We start from the raw sequence: 23,209 nt of genomic DNA, 5'->3' as shown, positions 1-23,209 counted from the left end.
CCATGCTTAATATTCGTCGACTCAGCACGCTTCATATTCAGGTGATGCGCTGGCAACAGCGCTATCAACCAGAAAAAAGTGCGATTACCCCCCGAACTGGGGAACTTTATTTTCGCGCTCAGCTAGGTAGCACCACTGAAAAAATCTCTGCGCTAATTCCTGTTGAGCAGTGGTGTTGTCATCGTTGGCCTGAGCTGAACACCTGCGCTTGGCAGGCATTGGATTCCCAGAGTCTTGTCAGTGTTTTCATGAACAAAAATGAAGGTTGTACTTTTTTCGCGAATGAATATCGCGTGGACAGTGTTGAGATTGTTGAAGGCGGCGTGATTAATCGGCCTTGGCTGACAGTGATGGAGCCTTTGCTAGGAACCGTATTGCTAGCGTCACCTATTCGCCAACTTGAGGCTGCACCTGCCCGAGTGAACATAGGGTCAAACGTGACTCAACAGCTTGATTGGGTACTGGGATACAGCTACATCAGCGCTGGCTTATTACAAACGCTAGCGCTGCGTGATGTGCTCTGTATTCAGCAACTGCAATTGCAATTAACCATAGCGGGCCGCGCGATAGCCCGTTTTCAGAAACAGCAAGAGGGAGTATTCGTGGTGGAAGAAAATATTGACTATGCCTCGGGGGAGGAAGATACCTTGCCAAGGTTGGATGACGTGCTGCCGGAGAACTCACCGCGCCCCTTCAATATGGGTGATGTCACCGTGAAATTAACCTTTGTGTTAGGCCAAAGTGAAATCCCATTAGCAGAATTGGCCCTTATTCAGCCAGGTTCAGTGTATGAGCTAGGCGCAGATAAAGATCGTGAAGTGAAAGTTTATGCCAATAAGCAACTGATCGCAGAAGGGGAGCTTATTTATATCGGCGACGATAATGAATTGGGTCTGGAGGTCACAAAGTTGGCGTGCCAAGGCCATGTAGGGTCATAAGTCTATGCCAACCATTCCCAGCGATATTCCCTTATTGGCGATTGTTGCACTCTCTACATTGCTGCCTTTTATTATCGCGGCGGGGACTTGCTACTTAAAGATCTCAGTCGTGTTAATCATGGTCCGTAATGCCATGGGTGTGCAACAAGTCCCTTCCACCATGGCACTCAATGGCATAGCACTGTTGCTTTCACTGTTTGTGATGATGCCCGTGATTCAGGATGTGCATCAATATATGCGCACCGAACAGGTTGATTTCAGCAATGTTGAGTCGATGGATAACTTTGTTGAAGGTGGGCTGGGTAGCTATAAAGCGTATCTGAAAAAATACTCAGACCCCGATCTGCTTAAGTTTTTCGAGTCAGTGCAGCAGGGGCGCAGTGAAGACCCATCGGTAGAAGAAGACATTGAACCGACTTTATTCTCATTGTTACCGGCGTACGCATTGAGTGAAATTAAGTCAGCATTCGAAATTGGCTTTTATATCTACCTACCGTTTGTGGTGATTGATCTGATTATCTCCAGCATTTTGCTCGCCCTTGGGATGATGATGATGAGTCCAGTCACGATTTCTGTTCCGGTAAAGCTAATTTTGTTCGTGGCAATCGACGGTTGGTCACTTATCTCTAAGGGGCTGATTATGCAATACATGGAACTGGCGCAGCATTAGTAAGGTAATAAACAGATGGACGAAATTATATATGCCAGTAACAAAGCCATGCTGCTCATCGTGCTGCTGTCGGCAATTCCGGTCTTTGTCGCGACGGTTGTCGGCTTATTAGTGGGCTTGATTCAAACTGTGACTCAGCTTCAAGAGCAAACGCTGCCCTTTGGCATCAAATTGTTAGCGGTGTTCGGATCGTTATTTATGATCTCGGGTTGGCTGTCCGATAAGGTGATGAATTATGCCACTGAGGTACTGGCGATCGCACTGGCACCTGCGGGGACCGGCTAATGAGTGCGGAGGCGCTGGGGTTTTACGTATCGTTCTATTCTGCTTTTCAGCTAGGGCTGTTGAAGTTGTTACTCGCTTGGGTACGGATTGCACCGGTGTTTTTTTTCTTGCCGTTTCTAAGTGCTAAGTTACTGAACAGCGGCATTATTAAGAATTGTGTTGCTGTCTTTCTGGCTCTAGGGCTGTGGCCTTTCTTCTCAGCACATGAAATCGATTGGGAAGAGACATTTTTAAGTGAACTCATCCTATATGAGCTGACGGTCGGTTTGATCCTGGCATTCATTCTTAGCTTGCCATTTTTTATCGCTAACATTATCGGTGAGCTTATCGATAACCAGCGGGGGGCGACGATTAGCGACACTATCGATCCAGCAAATGGTGTGGAGTCTTCCGAGATGTCGGTGCTGGTCAGCTATATCATCGTGATGATCTTTCTGGCGCAGGGCGGAATGTTGTTACTGGCGCAAACCTTTGCAGAAAGCTACCGACTAATGCCCTTTGCCGCAGGTTTTACGCATTTCGATAGCTTGCCGTTAGGGCGCTGGCTCAATCAATTAGTGGTACAGGGTATTATCCTTGCGGCCCCTATTTTGGTGACATTATTTATTACAGAGGTTGCGCTAGGGCTATATTCCCGTTTTTGTCCGCAGCTCAATGCATTTTCTTTATCATTAACCATTAAATCCGTCATTGCATTCATGGTGTTCCTATTGTATTTCCAGAATGAAGTCCCCTCTATTCTGGTGAATATGATCTCCCTGAGCCCACTGTACGATATTTTTGGTGTAGCGCAGCGATAATCGCGGAGGCATAACATGGCAGAAAAAACAGAAAAGCCTACCGATAAGAAAATTCGCGACTCGGCAAAAAAAGGACAAAGTTTTAAAAGTAAGGATATGGTTGCCGCTGTAGTATTAGTTGCTGGAGCGATGGCTATTTCCGGTTTCTCCAGCTTATATGGATTAGGGAGCTTACTGCAAAAGATTTTACTCTCCCCTTCTGAAATTGGTATCGAAGCATTATTGGATAAGCTATATAGCCTATTCTTATTGGCCGTGGTGCCTGTGCTACTGGCCTGTTTTTTACCCGGCGCGATTATTTCGCTATTACAAAGTCGTTTTCGTTTGGCGACAGAAGCGGTAAAAATTGATTTTTCTCGCTTAAATCCGATTTCTGGCATCAAAAAAATATTCTCCATGCGCTCATTAAAAGAGTTCGTGAAAGCTTTTTTCTATTTATTAGTATTTGGTACATCAGCGTTACTGTTTTTTGTTTTTTGGCGAAAAGAAATATTCATGCTTTACCGCACCACAATTAATGGAATGATTCATCAGTGGGCTCATCTGTGTATTGTTTTTATTGTTGTTTTTCTAGCTGTAGCATTATTGGTTTTGATTATCGATACACTTACCGAGTTTTTCCTCTTTATTAAAGAATTGAAAATGGAAAAACAAGAAGTGAAGAAGGAATACAAAGATAACGAGGGAGACCCTCATATTAAGAGTGCCCGTAGAGGTTTGCATCAGGAATTATTATCGGAAGAAGTGAAGTCGACTGTCCGTGACTCGACCTTTGTGATGGCAAACCCGACACATATCGCCATGGCAATCTATTTTAATGATGATGTCGCCCCGTTGCCATTCATCATGATGAAAACCAAAGGAATACAAGCAAAAGCGATAATAGCCTATGCCGAGCAACAAGGGGTGCCTGTCGTGAGGGATATTCCTTTAGCGCGACAGTTGTGGCGGAACTATCGTAAAGACAGTTTTATCGATGAACAAGGGCTAGATGATGTGATGAAAATTATTCATTGGCTGATACGTGTTGAGCTGGAAAACATGGGCATTGATATTGATGCCGTACTTGAGCAATTAGAGGCAAAAAATAACCCCGAGGATAATAAAGAGGAGGGAGACATCGACCGCCATACCGTCTAAATCGCTTTTTATAAGAACACCCACTTAAAATTTCCTATGATGCATACATTGGTACTGCATCATATTTCTTAAAATATAAACCAGGAGAGTATATGAACCAGAATAATGCTGCAGAGCAAAACCAAAATGAAGATATGGATGTTATTCTTGATGAAGTCTGTCAGGCATTAATGGATGGTGCCAGTTATAAAGATATTCACGGTATTCCACAAAGTACAATGGATGGACTTTATGCCTACGCTTATGAGTTTTATCAGCAAGGTAAATTAGACGAAGCCGAAACATTTTTCCGTTTTCTCAGTATATATGATTTTTATAATACTGATTATGTTATGGGGTTAGCGGCAGTTTACCAACTGACAAAACGTTATTCCAAAGCAGCAGAACTTTATTCTCTTGCTTTTGTTCTTGCTAAAGATGATTACCGTCCATTATTTCATGCAGGTCAATGTAACTTAATGATGAAAAAAAGTAGCGCGGCACTGCATTGTTTTGAAAGTACTTATAACGGGACATTGGATTCTGAATTACAGCAAAAATCTTCCGTTTATATCACCGCATTAAAGCGAAATCTGACTGAAAAAAAGCAGGTAGAAGAATCAACTTGATTTAACAAGGTAAATCATATGGTTAATGCAACACAAACGAGTAATGAACGTATTAATAATATTCGAACTTTTACCCAGGGTGTGAATATTAACCAAGTACGTAATGAGACGACTAAAAATCTGCTAGCACTCGAGGATGCTTGCCGAGAATTGGCCTCAAACGAGCAAGAACGTCGTCACCGCCAAGAAGGTAGCCCGTTACTCGCAGCACCAAAAATAAGTTTGTCGCAGGCCTACTTAATGGCGAATACACCCGAAAAACCTAAAGAAGGTGCGACCAATCGAACAGAAGGGAAAAACCAACAATCCTTTGAAACTAAAGGGTTTAATGCCTCTGCATCGTTGTTCGAATCTATTGCGACATTACGTCAGCTCTTGCACAGCAATAATTTGAGTGAACTACGGGGCCGTTTACAGCTAATTAACGCTGAATCCTCTGCACTGCGCGAGCAGGGGGATAAATTGTTATCAGCATTGGAACAGGGTCTTAACGACCTGCAAGCTGCCACGGATAAGGTTGAAATTTGTCATCAGGCCTGGCAGCAGGGCAAAGACACCGTACTCAGTCTTACGCAGCAGCAACAATTATTAGAAACACAACTCAGTAGCAGCAAATTGATATTGAGCAAAAGCAATGTATTGACGCCGGAAAGTGGCCAAAAGCTGGCGACTGACAGCCTCAATACACAGGCGACGAATACACAGGCGACGCAAAGTCAAAATAAGCTCATTCATGAGGGTAGTAATAAGCCAGTACCCGAGAATAGCCAAAAGTTGACGACAGAGCAGACGACGCAGCTTCAGGCAAAAATCACGATGCTAGAAAGCAAACTGACTGTTTTGGCAGCCAAGCTGACTGACGCTAATCTCAACGTCACAGTACTCGAAAGTAACCATAACTTGGCGTTAACCCAGGCGACGAGTATTGCGCAGCAAGCAAACAACAGCCGCATTGAAATTAATAATTTTATTGAGAGTGCCCCACGCCCGCCACAAGTAGAAGGTGAACGTTGGGAGAGCTCATTGGCCCTGCTGACCCTGTTAACTGCGCAACTAAAAAAGGCAATGAACGACGACAGCATTAGAAATATGCGTCAACAGCAAGAAGTGATGGAAACCATCAACGAAGCCTCACGTAGAGATTCTGAAAAAAAAGCAAAAGAAGCGGAGGAAGCTCAGCAAAAAGCGGATGAGGCGAATAAGGCTGCATCGTGCGCCAGTAAAGTTTTCGGTTACATCATGCTAGCCGTGTCCGTGATAGCAACGGTGGCCAGTTTAGGAACGGCGGGGCCACTGATGATCGCTGTCGCCGCCATTGGTCTTGCCATGACAATAGCCGATATTGTGCTGGAGGAGACAGGGAATAGCAGCTTGATGGGGATGCTAGCGGCGGAAATCTCGACGGTTGTCACCAATATGTTGATTGCATTCGGTGTTCCCGAAGATCAGGCCAAAGAGATTGGCAGTATTGTGGGCATGGTATTAGCCGCAGTGGCTTTTCTCGCCCTCTCGCTGGTCTCAATGTCTTCATTTGCCAAGAATGCCGGTCAGGTGGCTATCAATGCGAGTAAGCAAGTACTCACTAATGTGGTGAAAAGCGCAGTGAAAGCCTTGCCACGCCAGCTCACCAGTACGCTGAGTAAAGTGGGCGGTAAAGCAAGTAATTTGAGCCAACCTTTGGCGAAGTTTGCAGACAAAGCAGATGACGTGGCAAAAGTCGTCGATAAGGCGGAAGACGCCGGAAAAATCACTAATGTCGTCGCCCGCAAAGTTGAGCTTGGCCTCAATGGTACCAATATGGCACTGGGTGTAACCAACGCTGCCGTTAGTGGTGGATTGAATTTACATGCCAGCTCTCTTATTCGCGATATGAAAGAGCTGTTGGCAGAAATGCTGCGAAATAACACCGCCATTCAGGCTATTGATGAGCTGCTTAAAGCATTAATTAAGTCCATGGGTCAAGGATACGACCAAATTAATGAGATTTTTGAAGGCATGCTTACCGCGTTGAATGAATCTGGCCATACGAAAGCCAACATGATGAAAAGCAGTTTTGCTTAATTAATTCCAAGAGAGATTATTGATGACTACTATCCAACAAGCCCCCCACATCGCAAATGTCAGAATGAGCCCAAACCTTGCCCCGGTACCCACGTCAACGGGAAAAGAACAGGTCTCCGCTAACAAGCTGAATTTGCAGGATGTTAATTCAATGACGAGTGGCTTTAGCGCTGCGGGCGGGAAGCCACAGTTGACTGCGCCTTTGGTAGGTATTGACCATGGCCAAATGTTGACCCAACTCGGCGAATTGGACAATCCAGATAATGCTGCTCGTTTAGATGATTTACGCATTGCCATGTCAATCACCCCTGAGGGGCTAAAGCAGGCACTTACCCAAGTTTTACAACGCGAAATGGCGGCAACGGATGAGAGCGCTGGCAATCGCGTGTTGATTGATGCACTGATGACTGATGATGTTGAACAGCGTAATTTGACGGCCGCCGCGCAGACCATGTTATCGGGTTCGTTGTTAAAAGAGATGCAGGCTGCGCAATTGGATGAAAAGGGTCTAGACAACATTGCGGAGTCAAAAGATTCGGTGAAGGAGAGCCGTTTTATCGGCATTCAAACCAATGACATGATGCGATTTATGCTCAGTATGCTGCGTCAAGTCATGGCGGAGATCAATATCTCTGAGCGCCGAATTAACAGCATGTTCGCCACGCTCAGCGCCAATATGACGGAGAAGGCGGCGGAGTCAACTATCCGAGAAGGAAAGGAGATTTTTAAGGGCGCAATCATGGGATTTGCCACGTCAATCGCCATTGTTGGAGCCGGTGCTGCATTTCAGGGCCGAGGCTTAAGTAAGCAGAATCAGGCAGTGAATAAGCACTTGAAGCCAGCAAATCTTGACCGCGCTCAGGTGCAGACAATGACACGTAATCTACACAAGATTGATGCTCCAGCTCCGGCGAAAATCAATACCGGCGCGAAACCAGCCCCAACACCAGCACCAGCAGCTCCGGCAAAAGCCAATGATGCCAGCAATGTTGTGATGATCGACGGGATGCGAGTCAATACCGGTGCGAAACCAGCAGCAGTACCGTCACCAACAGCAGCTCCAGCAAAAGCCAATGATGCCAGCAATGTCGTGATGATCGACGGGATGCGAGTCAATATTGGTGCAAAACCGACTCCAATAGTGACAACAACGCCATCTCCAGTCGTAAAAACTACGTCAGCGCCAGATATGAAGGCAACATCAGCGCCAGATACGAAGCCAACGTCAGCCCCAGACACGGAGACAAAGTTATCTCAAGCTTCGACGCCAACGCCTGCTGAACAGGCTGTTAGCAAGCAGGCGAATCTGAAGACCATTCAAGACGTCAGTATCCGCGCTGAGCTCAATGGGCAGGCTTACGACCAGAAGACCAATAAATATCGCACTCAAAGCAGCGTTGCTGAGCAGATGACGCGTATGTCTGATAATGCTGGTCAGTTAGCAAATAACTCAAATCTGTCGGCAGTCAAAGAGACCGAAGCGGACAAGATGATCCAAAACAGCACTGCTGAGGTTGCGCGTGGTATTGCCAGCGACAAAGAGAAACAGATTGAGCGCAGCCAAGAGGCAGTGAAAGAAATGCGCCAACATATTAGCGCCATGCGTGATTCTACTGTACGTACCAACCAAAGTCTGGTGAAGGGGTAATCTTAATGGCAGAAGCAATAGTCACATCACGGCCCCAGCCTCTCCTCGTGGGGGGGCATGCGAGAAGTACGCCAATGACGCAGAGTGAGGGAAATCAATTGGCCGCGATGGCCTTGCAAGGAATGGATACGCTTATCTTGTCTCAAGATAAAAACGATCCCTATAGATCCGCAGCACTATTACTGGTCCAAAATCAGTCTCTGTTACCTTTATCAAATTCATATACAAATAGTATGAATTCTTCGCTGTCGACGAATGCGGATGATGTTCAAGGCCAATCACGTCAATTACATCGTGATTTACAGCGAAGTAGTGATAGCTATAACAAAATGGCTAAAGGTTTTCCGCCACCAGCGGCTATCAACGGTGTTGATGGAAATTTCCAGTTCACCAGAGCAAAGAGGTCAACGAATAACGGCGTAGCCGTGACAGCAATTGGTTCTGAGGGAACACCACCTCATATTGCGGCGTTGGAAGGTCTGATAAACACAATACATGGTGGTTATCAGAAAACTTATTCTGATATCAACCAAAAAACAGCTGAGTATATGAAAGATGTCAATACTGCGGTTGGGAAAATAAGTGATTTCATAAGTGCAGGAAATGATGGTCGCATCGTGCTCAATACTGGGGCTTTTTTAAAGCAAATGGATAATGCACTTTCAAAATATACAGGCCAGAAATCGGGAGAAGAAGCTCCGATTAAAAATTGGGCAGCCAGTAATTCGGAAGGTGAGTCCCTGCATACTTTTAGTGGTGATAAACACGCACTAGATTTTTGGAAGAAAAAGCTAGAGCCTGGTTTTATTGTTAAGCATGGGGGAAATAACCAAATAAGTATTCTTCCTAACTTAGAACCTGTCAGAAATATCTATAAAAGCTTAATAGCGAATAACGGTAGTAACAATAACATCTGGACAAATGCGAGTATGTTGTCACAAAGTTTTCAGAGTTTACAAACGGCTATCGATAGCCAAAAGAACTCGGTAAATAGTAACGTTTCGCAACTACTGGAAAGATTCCGTCAAGATAATAGCACCTTTGAAACGATGATCCAGTTACTAACCAAAATGACAGAAGACTTACACCGTTATAATGCCGGTTATATGCAGTAATTCAATGGCGGCAGGCGTTTTCTTGCCGCTCCATTAATTGGAGATTATTTTATGCCTTTTACTCAGATGTATTCAGGGCGAATAATACAACCTCAGGGTATAAGTATTAGCTCTTCTTTACCTGCTTCTAATCGGCCGATTGTATATTCCTCGCTTGCATTACCCATATTTATCGGTATTGGACACTTATCGCAAATTTCCTATGTTATTAATAGTGTCAGCAATATTTCGGAAGGTGGCTATTATCCGTTTTCTTACTTTACATCAATGTATTACAGTTTATGAAACTGAAAATTGACTGTCATCCAAATTTTTATTTCTTATTCACATAGCAGTTATGCCGTGTGAATTGATTTTTTTTCAAACTCGTAAGCGGTGTTGCATTGCGAGATTTATAAACCATTTTAAAACAGGATATTACGATGCCTACACCGACTGTTAATACAAGGACCCCTGTAGTACTACTAAAGGATACTGGTAAACAGCTTTCACACAATAGTGGAAATTCTTCTTTAGCTGATATTATTAGTGGTATTTCTTCTACAACTGAACAGGGTCCCTACACGAAGAGCTCTTTGCCGGACGGTAATACTTGTATTTCCTTCTCTACTAACTCTGCTCAAGGAAAAGCATTGAGTGATGTTGATGACACGAAACATATTAATAACTTCCACAAACTGATCAGTAAAGAATTGCCCAAGGCTAATGATTTACAACATTTCACTAAGGTGATGAGCCAAGGTAGTGACTGTTCTGTTATCACCTCTAATATGCTTCATTGCACAAAATCTGCTCTCGCACTCTTTAATCTCTTGCCTGAAGATAAAATGGGGAAAGTGAAAGGCGAAGCCGTGAAGTTCTATCAATCAATGCTTCAGTTGTCGAACGACGGCTCAAAAGAAAAGACCGCCAATAGTGCATTAGAGAAGTTTAATGCCGTTCTGTTTAAGCAATTGGGGTTAACCGAAAAAGGAATAGGTCAGCAAGATAATCTTGATAAAGTTTGCAATCAATATCTGCAAGAATCTGTTTATCCAGATATCATCGAGAAGCTATCAAATGTCTTACCTAAAGCGGAACTTCAGAGTCTAAGAGAAAACCCTGAAGAGGTTATACAGTCTCTTTATCCTGAACTGAATAAAACTATCGATGAACAAATTAATGAACTGAAGAAAGGTTTTATTAATCATAAAGAGGTGAATGATAAAGCTGCTCAAATGCATTCTTTGATGACGGCGTTAGAACATAAGACAGAAATTATCGCCCGATTACTTGGAAATAATGCAGGTCCAGATTCACTGCCGCAAGCTGAACAACATTCGCAAACTTTGCCGCCAGCCGAACCACCAGTTGATTATAATATGGGCTTGCCCGCATCGTCGCCCCATACTAAAGCATCTTTTCAACGCTCGCCCATGTCTGCACCTCTTATTGATTATAATATGGCATCACCGACTCTTCCGTCTGCCGGTAATTTTTCACCGGTATTCTCACCGGTGAACAATGTTGCTCCTACGATTACTGTTGCCCCTATCATTAATGTCAATCTTGGTGAATTGGCTCCATTGATCACCAAAATCAGTAACTTGGCAGATGCAGTAGCCGGAATGACTTTACCGAAAGACCCGGTATCGCAGGGCCGTACTCCGCCAACTCGCCGTGCAGATATTCCTGATGTCATCGTACCAGCAGCAAAGGGTCAACCTGAAAAGATTGCACCTGAAGAAATTAAGATAGAAAAACAATCGCAACCGGCTATCACTGTATCTAAAACCCACATATCATTGATTAAAAAAGAGAAATTTGTCGTTAATGATGAGATAGATGGTATTGAAAGCTTGGTGAAAACTCAGATCAATGATGCTTCACCGAAAGCGCCCGTGAAGAAAACCACATATCAACTTAACTCACAGGGGGGCTACTTTGGTACTCAAAGGAACGCTCTTCCGTCATACAGAGATGTGCCGGTCGTGGCGCTGACCAATGGTGCAACATTGGGTTCCAGCCAATCATCGAGCTACAGAAATAGTGACACGAGTTACCTTGCTCAAAAAAATGCATCGCTTACAGAATCTCAACGCGCTGATATCAAGAAGGCAAAGGAGACTGAGAGCACCCAAGCACCTAAATCCGTTAATGTGTTTGGTTCTGAATTTATGGGAATGAATGAAGCGCAGCGCTCTTCTGAACTTATTGATCTATTCCGGAAACATAACGATAAGGCTACGGATAAAACTCAACCAAAATCACCCCGACCAGTTAGCCCATCCCAGCGAAGCGTATCCTATGAACAACTTGCCCAGCAGGGAAAATATAAGGAAGTGCTAGGGTCTAATCTGAATGGGCAAGACAACGACAAACTAGTGTCAGTAGACCAACAAGACAAGGCATCAGGAGGTCGTGTATGACCATTGAACATTCACACTTTTGCTGGCTTTTGGATGAACTCACTCAGATCCGTAGCTATGCAGGGCAGGCACAATGTATTGATAGGCAATCGCGGCTGATTATCGATCTGCATCTGGATTCTTTAGAGATGCTGGAGTTGGTGTCATCCGTGGAGAAATACAGTCAACAGCCACTTGAGGACCGTATTTGGATGGAGTGGTATCGGGTTCAAGACGTGCTGGACTATCTTGTCGAGGCCAGCACAGTGCCAGAGATTGTATCTTAGTACCACGATAACGAAAGAAACGGTCACAGGTGGTTGTTTCTTTCTTTATTCGCTGAATCTTTCTGGTTACGAGCACTAATTATCTATCGGTGCGGCTCTATTAGTCGCCACCGCCAACGAAACACCTGCGGCTCTCAATCGCGTTAATATGCTGAAGAGCAACGCACTTTTGGTTGTACTGACCATGCGTGGGCTGGGGACCAAACCGGTCACACTGAGTACGATACCATCAGGGCTTAACTGGCTAAATTTCACCGATGGAGCGGGCGTGGCGAGTATCGACTCATGTTCCTCGTAAGCTTCTATCAGCAGTGCTTGCGCCAATTCAACATCTAAATCGAGGGGGAAGGTTAGCGCGATAGTCACCACCCCTTGAGCATTGGCCATGGTGGCATTGCGTACATTCTGAGAAATCAATTGGGAGTTCGGGACGATAACAGTCGAACGATCACTGAGCTGGATTTCAGTTGCACGGACATTAATACGGCGAATATCACCTTCCACTCCGCTGATACTGATCAAATCCCCGACTTTTACGGGCCGTTCGGTCAGCAAGATAATGCCGGAAATAAAGTTTTTCACGATCTCCTGTAAACCAAAACCGATACCCACCGACAGGGCGCTGACAATCCAGGCTAATTTATTCCATTGGATACCGAGTACAGATAACGTCAGTAAAATCACCAGCACGTAACCAATATTACTGAACAGGGTGACCGCCGAGGTTTTTATGCCGTTATCCATTTGGGTTTTGGGCAGGAATTCATTATTTAACCAACGGCATGCCGCTTTTAATACATATATCCCAACAATCAGGCAAATGACGGCATTCAATAAGTTGGTTGGGACAATATTGAGTTTTTCCAGTCCTTCGCCGCTGAGCAGCTCCATGGCCTTTTGCAGTAACGAAATCGGGGTCGTTGAGCCGAAGGTGCCATTAAGCAGAGCGATAATCGCGAGCAGTATCAGAACCACTTTGCTGGTGGCGGATAATAACGTTGCCGCTTGTGCTAAATGACGATCGTCAATATTCAGCGATTGTTTGATGGCTTTACCGGCACTGCTGGTGGGGGAAAAGAGACTTTCTGCTGTATCGACGAAGAGATGAATCAGTAAATAGAGACATGCCAGAACCAGGCAGCTCCATACCAGTTTGTAGCTTAAGAATTTTGCGAGCGCGATATAGCCGACCAACAGTGACAATAATATGGCAACGGCTGTAATGCCGATGGCGAAATGAATCAATCCCGCGAGCGTGGAATAGGCTTCAGGCTTTTCACCACTGATGATGAGTTTACGCCGCACCCGATTGGCGCGTAATGGAATAATGGCGGCGGTGAGTGCCATTAACAGCGCCGAGATGCCATTACCAAAAATGGCCGCTGAGACGCTGATATTGATCATATTGTTCATTTGATCAATCGCGCCAAAAATCAGGATACAACTGGCTAATAACGGTGGGAATTGTTTCAGCGAGATGGCGACTTCATCGGCAATCGCGGGTAAACGCCATGAAGGGCGCTGATTGGATAAAAATGCACGCCCTAAACCGGCGACTAGCGCAGAGAAGAACATGAGTTGAACAAACGCGAGCGAAAAATCCATCACTAGCTGTGATGTGTCCGGCGAGCGGGTAAAAGCTTGAGTGATGCATTGTGCCATCGTCACGGTAATGAGCACGGTCGATAACGTGGTAGCCGATGCCATAAAGCTACGACGTAATGGGCCTTGTGGAAGGCAGTTGGTGCAGAACCAAGCGGTCAGGATATCGAGGAACTTAAAGCCAAATGCGCCGATCAGCAGTGTCAGCAGCAGGTACATTGACGTACCCAAACGCCATTCAGGGTCCCAAGCGGTATTCCAAGCGTCGCCGAGTTCTTGCATAAAATTTTTTAATCGGCTGTCATCATCGGCATTCGGGTTGACGATCGGTGCCCAGAAATGTGCTCCCAGAATGCTCCCGGAATTTAAGGCGATTTGTGATTTCAGGGCGGTGCGCCGTAAGGCGGTGATCTGCGTGACCAAATTATCGGCATTGGTTCTAATGGACTGAGCTTGATCATTCTGACCATCGAGCTGAACTTTACGCGTGTTCAGCACCCGCCGTTGCTGCGCCACGACAGACGTTTCGGGTAAGGCTCCGGCGGCAGGTGGCGGGCCTAACACATCCAATTGCGCTTGCAATTGCTCGCGCTTGGGTTTCAAGTCGGCGAGTAATATATCGGCATCGCGAACCAAGGCTAAGGCGGTCTCATTGAGCACACTTAACTGGTTATCGGACGCACTGACAGAAATGTTCTGCTTCAGCTTATCGAGCTGTTTTTGCAGGCTAATCAGTTGCACAGATACCGCCGGCTTTGCCGGTTCTTCGCTGCTGTCAGACGTGGCGTCTGATGCGGTGGCGGCAAAAACAGTACCTGTTGCAGAGGTAAAAATAAGTGCTAGTAATAGGCATAGCAGCGAAAAATAGCGACGTGAAGCAACGAACCCAATCTTTTTCATAAAACCGGTTAGCCCGAAAGTGAGTGCCATAATTAACCCAATAACTGAGTGTAGGCGCATTACGTCATGTCGAAGCATCGTTGTCACCTATCTGGCGGCTATTGTGGCACATAGATTCAAATCCTGAATCATCTTACTCCTATAATTATCACTCGCATTTAATCGATTATTTCTGCAATTAGAAACTCCACAATTGTGGCTCTCGGTTTTTATCAAAAAGCGTTTTGCACTGGCTATCGTGGCCATGATTTTTGATAGAACAGGGCTGGATTCGGCATAGTATGTGCTGAATTCAGCCCGTTCAGCCGTATTCAAATGACCTTACATCAACGCCAAAATGGGCGGCTGTAGTCTCGCTTGATATCTTCCCGTGTTAAGCCAATATCCTTTAACTGAGCGGCATTCAAACGCGCCATGGTATTGGCCGTTTTGCGCAGCTCATTCCAGCGACAAGTATATCTGTATGCTTTAAGCCATAAGCGAATGAAAATATTGCGGCGGCTTTGTTTTGCTCGCATCGCTGACGAGCAGCATTCATCTATTTGATCTTCAATTATATTATTCATTATTGACTCCCCGTCAGTAGGTGAGTCACTAGCATGAAACTTTGGCGGAAAACATGACAGATGCAAAATAAGAGTATTATTTTAATACAGATGCGGGCTATATAATCTGAATGGTGTAAATTTAAGCTATCTGTACTGGTCCTTAATCAATTATCAGGTGAATTCCATGACGCGTTACCAACAACTGGCTGACATTCTGAGTCAGCGGATTAAAGAAGGGCTATATGCGGCAGGGGAGCGGCTCCCTTCGGTCAGAGTGCTAAGTGACGAACATGGAGTCAGTATCAGTACAGTGCAGCAGGCTTATCGGCAACTCGAAGAGTGCATGCTCATTGAAGCGCGTGCCAAGTCAGGCTACTTCGTGCGTTGCAGTTCGAATCTCCCTTCATTACCTGCGACATGCAGTCACGCACAGCGACCGGTAGAAATCTCTCAATGGGAAAATGTACTGGCATTTTTAACGCGTGGCGACCAAGAGAATGTCATTCATTTGGGTATTGGCTCGCCTGACCTTTCCGGACCGGGGTTAAAAATACTCACTCGCCTGTTGAGCCGAGTGAGCCTTCATCAGCGCGAAGAAATTCTGGAGTACGACAATATTTACGGTTCGCTGGTATTACGTGAGCAAATTGCTCGGCTGATGCTCGATAGCGGTAACCACCAATCGGCGGAAAACATTATCATCACCTCGGGGTGCCATGGTGCACTGTCGGTAGCATTAGGGGCCGTTTGTCAGCCAGGAGACATTGTTGCGGTTGATTCCCCCAGTTTTCATGGCGCGATGCAGACCCTAAAAGGGATGGGCATGAAGGTGATAGAGATCCCCACTGATCCAGTTATCGGTATTAGTCTGGAAGCCTTAGAAATGGCGCTAGATCAATGGCCGATTAAGGCAATTCAGCTCACACCAACCTGCAATAACCCGCTGGGCTACACCATGCCAGTTGAGCGTAAAAAAGCATTGCTGACGTTAGCGCAGCGCTATGATATCGCCATTATTGAAGATGATGTGTATGGCGCATTGGCTTATCAATATCCGCGCCCACCGACTATCGCCTCATTCGATGATGACGGGCGGGTATTGTTGTGTAGCTCCTTTTCGAAGACGGTGGCACCCGGTTTACGCATTGGCTGGATTTCACCGGGTCGCTATTTAGATAAAGCGCTTCACATGAAATATATCTCTGCTGGGCGGGTGGCCTCACTGCCGCAATTGGCGATGGCGGAATTCATCAAGCAGGGGCATTACATGCAGCACCTGCGCCGCATGCGCCGCCAATATCAACGTAACCGTGACATTATGACCGGTTGGGTGATGAAGTATTTTCCGCCCAACACCTGTCTGAGCAGGCCGGAGGGGAGCTTTATGTTGTGGGTTGAGTTACCACATGGTTTCGATAGTTTGCGCCTTAATCGATGTTTGTTGCCGCTGGGTGTGCAAGTCTCGGCAGGGTCGATCAGTTCTGCTTCAGGAAAATATCGTAACTGCCTTCGATTGAGTTACAGCAAGCCGATGACGGCAGAGATTGAGCGGGCAGTACAGAAAGTCGGCAAGACGATTTATGCATTAATGGCGGAAGATGAACCTAAAGTGGCTGAAATACAAAATCAGTCATAGTTCGATTCAGGCCGATGAAAACCTGATGACTCGATCGGAAACGGTGAGGACAGACGGAAGAGTAAAGCGTCCGCGCCAAGGATGGCGCGGCTCGAGCCATCAGGGATGATTTTACGGCGTCTTTACGATCTGTCTGTTCTCACCGCAACCAGCACTGTGTGGACGTTGCTAAAACCCACCAGAGGTGGGTTTTAAGTTGAAGCGAAAAGCAATCTATTGGATGCAGCCCAGTCTATTGGCGCAGATATATTTGCGGTAGGGCAGTCTCCGGATGTCGTGAAATCCCCAGATCTGCCTGATACCACTGAGTCAATGTTTCTGCGTTGAGCACTTCTTCCGGTGTACCACAGGCGACCAACTCACCCTTCGCCAACAGTAAAATGCGGTCTGCGTACAACGCCGCTAGGTTCAAATCATGGAGCACGCAACAAACGGCTAGCGGCTCTTGATTGGTCAACTGGCGTAGCAAGCGCAGCGTATGCTGCTGATGATATAAATCCAGTGCGGAGGTGGGTTCATCCAGAAACAACCAGCGCGGTGAAGGTTCTGGTTGCCACAGTTGGGCTAACACACGAGCTAACTGAACACGTTGTTGCTCGCCACCCGATAATGCTCGGTAGTCACGTTGAGCCAGCGCCAGACAATCCGTTTGCGCCATGACCTCTTGCAGCGCTTGATCATTCTGCGCCTTGCCATAAGGGGCGCGGCCCATCTGAATGACTTCACTGACACTGAAGGGGAACGCTAAATCACTGTATTGACGCATCACCGCTCGGGTTCGAGCCAATGCTTGTGGCTGCCAGTTGCTTAGATTTTTGCCCAGTAGCTGGCAATCGCCATCAGAGGGGGCAAGGTAGCCGGTTAGCAACCGCAATAGGGTGGATTTCCCTGCGCCATTGGGTCCGATAATGGCTACCATTTCACCGCTGGCGATTTGCAGCGAAACATCATGAATCAGCCGCTGCCCTTGAACATGATAGGAGAGATGATTTGCCGTCAATAACGGCGCAGGTGTTATCGACATATCAGCCCCAAACGCATTAGCTTTAGTCTCATTCACCCCAGCGACATTAGCCCCTGCTGCATCCAGCGTTGCCCCAACGATATCAACCACTGCGTTGCTCCCGCTGACGTAAAATCAGCCATAGAAAATAGGGGCCACCTAGCAGGCTGGTGATCAGCCCGACGGGCATTTCAGCCGGTGCGACTAGGGTTCGAGCCAATGTATCCGCCGTCAGTAACAAACAAGCCCCACCCAACGCGGAGCCGGGCAATAACCAACGATGATCAGCGCCGATACGCATACGGATAAGATGTGGCACCACTAAACCAATAAAGCCGATAACGCCACTGACAGCGACTGCGGCCCCAATCAGAATGGCACTGAGCAGCAACAGCCGTAGTTTGGCTTGCCGTACATTCACCCCAAGATAGTGAGCTTCTTCATCCCCTAGCTGCAATAGATTCAACTGACGCGCCTGCATTAATCCTAGTACACAGGCAGGCAGGATCAGCGAGGTTGCTACCATCAATGTTGACCACTGTGCTTGACCTAAACTGCCCATGCTCCAGAGGGAGAATTGGCGTAACTGCTGATCATCGCTGATGTAAGTCAGCACCCCGACGGCAGCACCACACAAGGCATTAATAGCAATACCCGCCAACAGCAGGCGGGATAAATTGCCATGCCCCCAACGGCTGAGGGTAAAGATGACGATAGAAATGGCCAGACTGCCGATAAAGGCTCCCACCATGTGGCTGTAAAGCGCCAGTAGGGGTGGCAAGCTGAAAGGCATGATGATGATGATACCGACACATAGCGCGGCACCGCTGCTGATCCCTAATAAACCGGGGTCGGCTAGCGGGTTACGAAATAGCCCCTGCATGATCGCGCCAGAGACCGCCAGCGCGCAGCCAACCACAACGGCGAGTAGCACGCGCGGTAAGCGAATATTCAACCAGATATGCCACATGGCATCATCGAGTGAGGCATGCCACAAGGTGCGAAATGAGAGCGTTAAGGCTCCCATATTCGCCGAACCGAGCGCTAGAATAATCAAAATCATCAGCAAGATGCTTAGCATCAAACGCGGATGGACACGGCAATTCATTGTGCTTGTTCCATGCCTTTGCGCAGTTGCGCCAATACTTGCGGCGTTTCCAGACCAAAGCCCAGTAGTGCCATATCATCAACAACTAACAAACGTTTGTTTTTACCGGCTGGCGTCAGTGCCATACCGGGTAATTTCCAGATACCTTCACTGCCCCCCAATGCTCTTACGCCATCGCTGGTGATCAGCAATAGATCTGGAGCACTGGCGATAACGCCTTCCTGAGACAATGGACGATAGCGGCTAAAACCTTGCATGGCATTGCTGCCACCGGCGGCGCGGATCATGGCATCCGCTGCAGTATTCTGGCCTGCTGCCATCGGTGTTAGGCCACCGTGACTCATGACAAACAGTACTTTAACGGGCAGTGGCGTGCTGTTAACAGCCGCCAAACGTTGCTGATAGTCCGTAATCAGTTTCTGCCCTTGCTCCGGCTGATTAAGCGCGGTGGCGACTGCGTTAATCTTCGCCGTGACACTTTCTGGCGTGGTTTGGCCCGGAATAGTGACCACATTCACACCGCTATCTGCAACCTGTTTCAGCACCAGAGAGGGCTGAGCCAGTTCGCTAACTAGCAGCATGGTTGGTTTCATTGCCAGAATCCCTTCGGCATTGAGCATGCGCATGTAACCCACATCAGGCAGCTTCTGCACTGCCTGAGGTTGTAGACTGGTACTGTCACGGGCCACAATCTCGTCACCGGCACCCAGTGCATAGGCGATTTCTGTTACATCACCACCAATGGTGACAATACGTTCTGCGGCCGATGGGTTTGCTGCTAAGGTTTTTAGCGGCAACAGACAGGCGCTCAGCGACAGAATGAAAGGGAGTGACAGTAACCTTAGTCTCATGCGGCGATATCCTTATTGATCAGGCGAGAAATTTGCTCACGCCATTGATTTTGTTCCGGTTGCCCTTCTGTACGCTGACCGTAAAGTTGAGCGAGTTGTGTACCGTCTTCGGCAAACAGCTCTAAGCTGGTGACAAAACCGTCTTTGGTGGGTTTGCGGGTGATCCAGCTTTCAGCAATGGCCGTTTCAATCAAGTGCAGCGTAAAGCGCTTGTTGAACACGTTAATCCACTCTTGATGTGGAGTGACTTTCTCGATCAAGCCGGTGAAGATTTGCACGCAACCACGGTTGCCGACGAAGATCATGATTTCGTTTTGATCTTGCAAGGCAATATTGAGTAGTTGTGTCAGTGAGCTGTTATCAACGCGATAGGCTAAATCGTCACCCACGGCGCGGAAGGCTTGCTGACGGGTCAGGTTATTGCGCTTGAGCAACTGGAAGAACTGATGCACATCAGTCATGGCGCGCCATTCGGCATCCACGGTGGCATCATCGGCAGTCGGTTCGGTCACTTCAGGTGCGCTTGCTGGCTCTAGTTGCAATGCTGGGTTTTCAGCGCTGACGAACTTCGCCAATAAGGCATCCCACGCTGACATATCAGTTTGGTCAGTGACATACACTTTATGTAATGCATCGCCCTGATGGTCAAAGAACTGGATGCTGTGGCGGACACCGTGACGTGTTTCTTCCGTCAGGGTGAAAGCAGTAGCCCATTGGTTGAGGAACAGGCGTAGATCCAAATCACGTGGATTGAGGATTAAACCAGCGTGGCCGTTCAGATGTTGATTCTCATAACGGCCTAATTGTTCGTGTACGGCATAGGTATTGCGGGTAATGGCTTTCACTTCACCGACAGTTTCCAGTGCGGCCAGCAAAGTGCGGGCATCTGCCTGTAAACGCTTTGCATCATGCCCAACGCGGCTATGGGTCAGTTCGGCTTCGGAAATACCCATTAATGTGGCTAAATCACGAGCATACTTGCCCGGATGATCAGATTTGGCTTGTAAGTATTGTTCATATATTGACTGGCTCATTGTAACTTCCTCTTTCTATTGATTTTTTATATGCAGGTGACAGCGTTAAATAATAACCCGACGTTATGACGTTTGGGTGCGTCGGGTTATTTTTCAGACTATTTTTTATCTCAATGAGTTACCACTGATAGCTCACGAAAAGTTTTGCATTGCGGCCATCTTGTGGCACGCCTTGTGGTGCGTAGTACTCTTTATCGAAGGCATTACCTAATACCACGGTAGTGGTCACACCTTTCAACTGCTCTTGGCCTTTATAGCTGACATAGAAGTCATTGATGCCATAACCCGCTTGGCTTTTACCGGTAGAGGTTAACGGCTTAGAACGTTGAGCAAAGGTACCAATCCAGCCCACCGCGAATCCACTGTTGGCAACAGGGACATCCAAGACACTGGTCACGGTGTCAGGGTTGATGGAGTCCAGCCATTTGTCGGTGCTTTGGTTTTTACCGCGAGTACGGTTATAGGCCAGATCCCAGTTAAAGAGTGCCGTTTTGTAGCTCATTGTGGCATCCCAACCCCAGATTTTTGCCCGATCGATATTCACAGAGGTGGTGGTCATGGCAGTCATGTTCACCTTCGTATCGATGTAATCTTTTGCGTTGGTATCGAAGTAGCTGGCTTTGAATTGCAGATCATCCTCAGCCATCAACAAGTCGTTAAAGCGCAGACCAAAACCGTATTCCTGTGTTTCGTTGGTTTCCGGTTTCAGATTAGGATTGGGTACCCAGAAGTTGGTGAGTGTCATTCCCGGGCGTATTGGGATCGAGAAATGTTTTGAGTCGTTATACATCTCACCCATGGTCGGTGCACGGAATGCCTGAGCATAGGAGCCGAACAGCATCAGCCAGTCGGTTGGCGTGATGCTGACTGCACCGCGTGATGACCATTTATCGGCATCAACATCGGCGTAGCCTTTGCTGCTGCCGCTATAGTTGTCATAGCGAGTCCCCGCCAAGATAGATACTGGTAAGTCACGCAGGGTGATTTCATCTTGCAACCAGCCGGAGCCAAAACGGATGTCCGCTTGTGGGAAGCTTTCGGTTGCGCCACCTGGGGTTTGCTCTTGTTTGTAAGCTTCGGTGCCGTAAGTCAGCAGGTGTGACGCAAAACTATCGGTGAACAGACGAGTGCGGTTTTCCAGCTTCGCACCTTCAGTGGTCTGTTTACGGCCTTCTTCCGCTGAGCCTTGTGGACGAGCATTGATTTCGACTTCGGAATAGTAAACGCGCGCGGTCGCATTCAGCCAATCTTGGTCAAGGGGCTTAATGTTATAGCTAAGCTGGGCATCACGCTGAATCGTTGAACGATTTGTCAGGACGTTACCGCTGGATACTGCACTGGTTTGCGGGTTTTTGGGTTCGATTGCGTTGTTGTTGTAATAGCGTAGATTGGCGCTCAATGACTGAGCTTGGTCAATACGCCAAGTGCCTTTCGCCAGCACATTACTGATAGTTTCATCATTCGGTGCATTAAAGCCGTCACTTTGACGGATGTTGCCAATATCACGCGTCCCGAAAGAGAGAACCCCGTCTACGTCATCAGTGCGGCCAAAGGCGCTCGCACCCAACCCGAAGCTATGGTCGCCGGTGGCGGCAGAACTGAAAACACGGTAACCGGAGTTTTGACCAGGGAATAGCAGATCGGCAGCATCAACAGTTTCATAAGCGATAACGCCACCCAATGCACCACTGCCGTACAGCAGCGCGGACGGGCCACGTACCACTTCAATACGTTTCACTAGCGCGGGATCGAGGAATGTTGAGTTCAAGTGACCCGTATCGGTGCCTTGACGAATGCCATCAACCAACGTTAATACGCCATTTTTACCATAACCACGCAGTGTCACATCCTGGCCATTAACGCGCCCGCTACCGGTCACAGTCAGTCCCGGAATGTTGCGCAGCATATCGGCGGCGCTGGTGGCCGTTTCGCTAGTCGGCGTGTTGGCTTCAACGACCGTGACCATCATCGGTGCTTCAAAGCTGCTACGCTCATTACCGGTTGCTGTCACCACCATGGTATCGGTGCTGTGCTTTTTGCTGCTGGTTGGTGAGGTGGTTTCAGTCGTGTTAACCGATGATGTCGTATTAACTGCTACGGTATCAGCAGCTTGTGCAGCGAAAGGCAATGTGCAAGCGATGGCCAAAGTGAGTGGGGACCAGCGGAAACGGTCGGACGTGGAACGAGGCATGTCGGCAATTCTCCATATTTTTATGCAAATATTCATATGCAAAACAAATAAATAGATAGATGCTGGCTGCCTTGACTCGAGAATCTGGGTGGCTTGCATGGCGCTTTGCGTGATTGTGTCCCTCAGCAGAATTTCTGCTGTAACATCAATGACGTTTGGCATTTTATGATTAAGTAAGCACTATTTAGTCAGTATCAATTTCCCAGATTTGGTTTGGCGTAATTGATAACTTTCACCCTGATGGATGATAAAAGCGACGCCGTGCTCTCCCAGTAGTTGCGCACTGGTGACAGACAGGGGTTTGCTTACCGTCGGTTGCTCGACAGCAGGTTCATCATTCAACATTGGCGCTTTAGTCAACTTCTTGTCCATATAATCAACAGGGTAATGATAATCT

The 23,209-nt window shown here is 47.2% G+C and carries 20 protein-coding genes; 12 read left to right on the top strand and 8 right to left on the bottom strand.

Annotated features, from left to right (window positions below; genetic code table 11):
• The first annotated feature begins 2 nt into the window (after window positions 1–2).
• The 11 genes from BN68_RS12125 (at window position 3) to BN68_RS12075 (ending at window position 11,939) form a co-directional block, all read left to right on the top strand.
• A complete protein-coding gene (locus BN68_RS12125) occupies window positions 3–938 on the top strand; it encodes a FliM/FliN family flagellar motor switch protein (RefSeq protein ID WP_019211428.1) in 936 nt (311 codons plus the stop codon).
• A 13-nt stretch (window positions 939–951) separates the two neighbouring features.
• On the top strand, window positions 952–1,608 hold the full coding sequence (locus BN68_RS12120) for an EscR/YscR/HrcR family type III secretion system export apparatus protein (RefSeq protein WP_186375636.1): 657 nt from the start codon (window positions 952–954) through the stop codon (window positions 1,606–1,608).
• Between the two features lie 15 nt (window positions 1,609–1,623).
• On the top strand, window positions 1,624–1,893 hold the full coding sequence (sctS, locus tag BN68_RS12115) for a type III secretion system export apparatus subunit SctS (protein WP_019211426.1): 270 nt from the start codon (window positions 1,624–1,626) through the stop codon (window positions 1,891–1,893).
• Window positions 1,893–2,693: a type III secretion system export apparatus subunit SctT gene (sctT, locus tag BN68_RS12110; RefSeq protein WP_019211425.1), complete on the top strand. Its 801-nt coding sequence runs from the start codon at window positions 1,893–1,895 to the stop codon at window positions 2,691–2,693. Before sctS ends, sctT begins: the two co-directional genes overlap by 1 nt.
• 15 nt (window positions 2,694–2,708) lie before the next feature.
• Complete coding sequence (locus BN68_RS12105; RefSeq protein ID WP_019211424.1) at window positions 2,709–3,833, top strand: EscU/YscU/HrcU family type III secretion system export apparatus switch protein; 1,125 nt, start codon at window positions 2,709–2,711, stop codon at window positions 3,831–3,833.
• Window positions 3,834–3,925: 92 nt separating this feature from the next.
• Window positions 3,926–4,441: a type III secretion system translocator chaperone SicA gene (gene sicA / locus BN68_RS12100; RefSeq protein ID WP_019211423.1), complete on the top strand. Its 516-nt coding sequence runs from the start codon at window positions 3,926–3,928 to the stop codon at window positions 4,439–4,441.
• Window positions 4,442–4,459: 18 nt separating this feature from the next.
• Window positions 4,460–6,502 carry a type III secretion system translocon subunit SctE gene (sctE, locus tag BN68_RS12095; RefSeq protein ID WP_019211422.1) on the top strand — a complete coding sequence of 681 codons (2,043 nt, stop codon included), beginning with the start codon at window positions 4,460–4,462 and terminating at the stop codon, window positions 6,500–6,502.
• A 22-nt stretch (window positions 6,503–6,524) separates the two neighbouring features.
• Complete coding sequence (locus BN68_RS22945; RefSeq protein WP_145579316.1) at window positions 6,525–8,150, top strand: IpaC/SipC family type III secretion system effector; 1,626 nt, start codon at window positions 6,525–6,527, stop codon at window positions 8,148–8,150.
• A gap of 5 nt (window positions 8,151–8,155) precedes the next feature.
• On the top strand, window positions 8,156–9,265 hold the full coding sequence (locus tag BN68_RS22940; RefSeq protein WP_145579315.1) for an IpaD/SipD/SspD family type III secretion system needle tip protein: 1,110 nt from the start codon (window positions 8,156–8,158) through the stop codon (window positions 9,263–9,265).
• Between the two features lie 422 nt (window positions 9,266–9,687).
• A complete protein-coding gene (locus tag BN68_RS12080) occupies window positions 9,688–11,673 on the top strand; it encodes a hypothetical protein (RefSeq protein ID WP_145579314.1) in 1,986 nt (661 codons plus the stop codon).
• Window positions 11,670–11,939: a hypothetical protein gene (locus BN68_RS12075; RefSeq protein ID WP_019211418.1), complete on the top strand. Its 270-nt coding sequence runs from the start codon at window positions 11,670–11,672 to the stop codon at window positions 11,937–11,939. The genes BN68_RS12080 and BN68_RS12075 overlap by 4 nt, the downstream gene beginning before the upstream one ends.
• A gap of 75 nt (window positions 11,940–12,014) precedes the next feature.
• Here the strand turns inward: BN68_RS12075 and BN68_RS12070 are convergent, their stop codons facing one another.
• A complete protein-coding gene (locus BN68_RS12070; protein ID WP_042806726.1) occupies window positions 12,015–14,471 on the bottom strand; it encodes a DUF3772 domain-containing protein in 2,457 nt (818 codons plus the stop codon).
• Between the two features lie 296 nt (window positions 14,472–14,767).
• Window positions 14,768–15,007 carry a DUF1127 domain-containing protein gene (locus tag BN68_RS12065; RefSeq protein WP_019211416.1) on the bottom strand — a complete coding sequence of 80 codons (240 nt, stop codon included), beginning with the start codon at window positions 15,005–15,007 and terminating at the stop codon, window positions 14,768–14,770.
• A gap of 166 nt (window positions 15,008–15,173) precedes the next feature.
• Here BN68_RS12065 and BN68_RS12060 point away from each other — a divergent pair, with 166 nt between their 5' ends.
• Entirely contained in the window at window positions 15,174–16,625 is a 1,452-nt protein-coding gene (locus BN68_RS12060) for an aminotransferase-like domain-containing protein (RefSeq protein ID WP_019211415.1), read from the top strand.
• 232 nt (window positions 16,626–16,857) lie between these two features.
• Here BN68_RS12060 and BN68_RS12055 read toward each other — a convergent pair whose 3' ends face one another.
• The 6 genes from BN68_RS12055 to hemP all read right to left on the bottom strand — a co-directional run bounded on the left by BN68_RS12055 (window position 16,858) and on the right by hemP (window position 23,184).
• Entirely contained in the window at window positions 16,858–17,649 is a 792-nt protein-coding gene (locus BN68_RS12055; RefSeq protein WP_042806725.1) for a heme ABC transporter ATP-binding protein, read from the bottom strand.
• A gap of 82 nt (window positions 17,650–17,731) precedes the next feature.
• Entirely contained in the window at window positions 17,732–18,736 is a 1,005-nt protein-coding gene (locus BN68_RS12050; protein WP_019211413.1) for a FecCD family ABC transporter permease, read from the bottom strand.
• A complete protein-coding gene (locus BN68_RS12045) occupies window positions 18,733–19,587 on the bottom strand; it encodes a heme/hemin ABC transporter substrate-binding protein (RefSeq protein WP_019211412.1) in 855 nt (284 codons plus the stop codon). The genes BN68_RS12050 and BN68_RS12045 overlap by 4 nt, the downstream gene beginning before the upstream one ends.
• Window positions 19,584–20,621: a hemin-degrading factor gene (locus BN68_RS12040; RefSeq protein ID WP_019211411.1), complete on the bottom strand. Its 1,038-nt coding sequence runs from the start codon at window positions 20,619–20,621 to the stop codon at window positions 19,584–19,586. The genes BN68_RS12045 and BN68_RS12040 overlap by 4 nt, the downstream gene beginning before the upstream one ends.
• 118 nt (window positions 20,622–20,739) lie before the next feature.
• On the bottom strand, window positions 20,740–22,812 hold the full coding sequence (locus BN68_RS12035; protein ID WP_019211410.1) for a TonB-dependent hemoglobin/transferrin/lactoferrin family receptor: 2,073 nt from the start codon (window positions 22,810–22,812) through the stop codon (window positions 20,740–20,742).
• Window positions 22,813–22,992: 180 nt separating this feature from the next.
• Complete coding sequence (gene hemP, locus BN68_RS12030) at window positions 22,993–23,184, bottom strand: hemin uptake protein HemP (protein WP_019211409.1); 192 nt, start codon at window positions 23,182–23,184, stop codon at window positions 22,993–22,995.
• Window positions 23,185–23,209 lie beyond the last annotated feature (25 nt).

It is taken from the genome of Yersinia massiliensis CCUG 53443 (assembly GCF_000312485.1).
In the GTDB taxonomy this organism is placed as follows: domain Bacteria; phylum Pseudomonadota; class Gammaproteobacteria; order Enterobacterales; family Enterobacteriaceae; genus Yersinia; species Yersinia massiliensis.
Note: the sequence above shows the minus strand (reverse complement) of the source record. Positions and strands in the feature narration are given on the sequence as shown.

Excerpts from the sequence above, each read along its gene's own strand:
- BN68_RS12125 (WP_019211428.1), top strand. The coding sequence starts at position 3 with ATGCTTAATATTCGTCGACTCAGCACGCTTCATATTCAGGTGATGCGC.
- sctS (WP_019211426.1), top strand. The coding sequence starts at position 1,624 with ATGGACGAAATTATATATGCCAGTAACAAAGCCATGCTGCTCATCGTG.
- sctT (WP_019211425.1), top strand. The coding sequence starts at position 1,893 with ATGAGTGCGGAGGCGCTGGGGTTTTACGTATCGTTCTATTCTGCTTTT.
- BN68_RS12105 (WP_019211424.1), top strand. The coding sequence starts at position 2,709 with ATGGCAGAAAAAACAGAAAAGCCTACCGATAAGAAAATTCGCGACTCG.
- sicA (WP_019211423.1), top strand. The coding sequence starts at position 3,926 with ATGAACCAGAATAATGCTGCAGAGCAAAACCAAAATGAAGATATGGAT.
- sctE (WP_019211422.1), top strand. The coding sequence starts at position 4,460 with ATGGTTAATGCAACACAAACGAGTAATGAACGTATTAATAATATTCGA.
- BN68_RS22945 (WP_145579316.1), top strand. The coding sequence starts at position 6,525 with ATGACTACTATCCAACAAGCCCCCCACATCGCAAATGTCAGAATGAGC.
- BN68_RS22940 (WP_145579315.1), top strand. The coding sequence starts at position 8,156 with ATGGCAGAAGCAATAGTCACATCACGGCCCCAGCCTCTCCTCGTGGGG.
- BN68_RS12080 (WP_145579314.1), top strand. The coding sequence starts at position 9,688 with ATGCCTACACCGACTGTTAATACAAGGACCCCTGTAGTACTACTAAAG.
- BN68_RS12075 (WP_019211418.1), top strand. The coding sequence starts at position 11,670 with ATGACCATTGAACATTCACACTTTTGCTGGCTTTTGGATGAACTCACT.
- BN68_RS12070 (WP_042806726.1), bottom strand. The coding sequence starts at position 14,471 with ATGGCACTCACTTTCGGGCTAACCGGTTTTATGAAAAAGATTGGGTTC.
- BN68_RS12065 (WP_019211416.1), bottom strand. The coding sequence starts at position 15,007 with ATGAATAATATAATTGAAGATCAAATAGATGAATGCTGCTCGTCAGCG.
- BN68_RS12060 (WP_019211415.1), top strand. The coding sequence starts at position 15,174 with ATGACGCGTTACCAACAACTGGCTGACATTCTGAGTCAGCGGATTAAA.
- BN68_RS12055 (WP_042806725.1), bottom strand. The coding sequence starts at position 17,649 with ATGTCGATAACACCTGCGCCGTTATTGACGGCAAATCATCTCTCCTAT.
- BN68_RS12050 (WP_019211413.1), bottom strand. The coding sequence starts at position 18,736 with ATGAATTGCCGTGTCCATCCGCGTTTGATGCTAAGCATCTTGCTGATG.
- BN68_RS12045 (WP_019211412.1), bottom strand. The coding sequence starts at position 19,587 with ATGAGACTAAGGTTACTGTCACTCCCTTTCATTCTGTCGCTGAGCGCC.
- BN68_RS12040 (WP_019211411.1), bottom strand. The coding sequence starts at position 20,621 with ATGAGCCAGTCAATATATGAACAATACTTACAAGCCAAATCTGATCAT.
- BN68_RS12035 (WP_019211410.1), bottom strand. The coding sequence starts at position 22,812 with ATGCCTCGTTCCACGTCCGACCGTTTCCGCTGGTCCCCACTCACTTTG.
- hemP (WP_019211409.1), bottom strand. The coding sequence starts at position 23,184 with ATGGACAAGAAGTTGACTAAAGCGCCAATGTTGAATGATGAACCTGCT.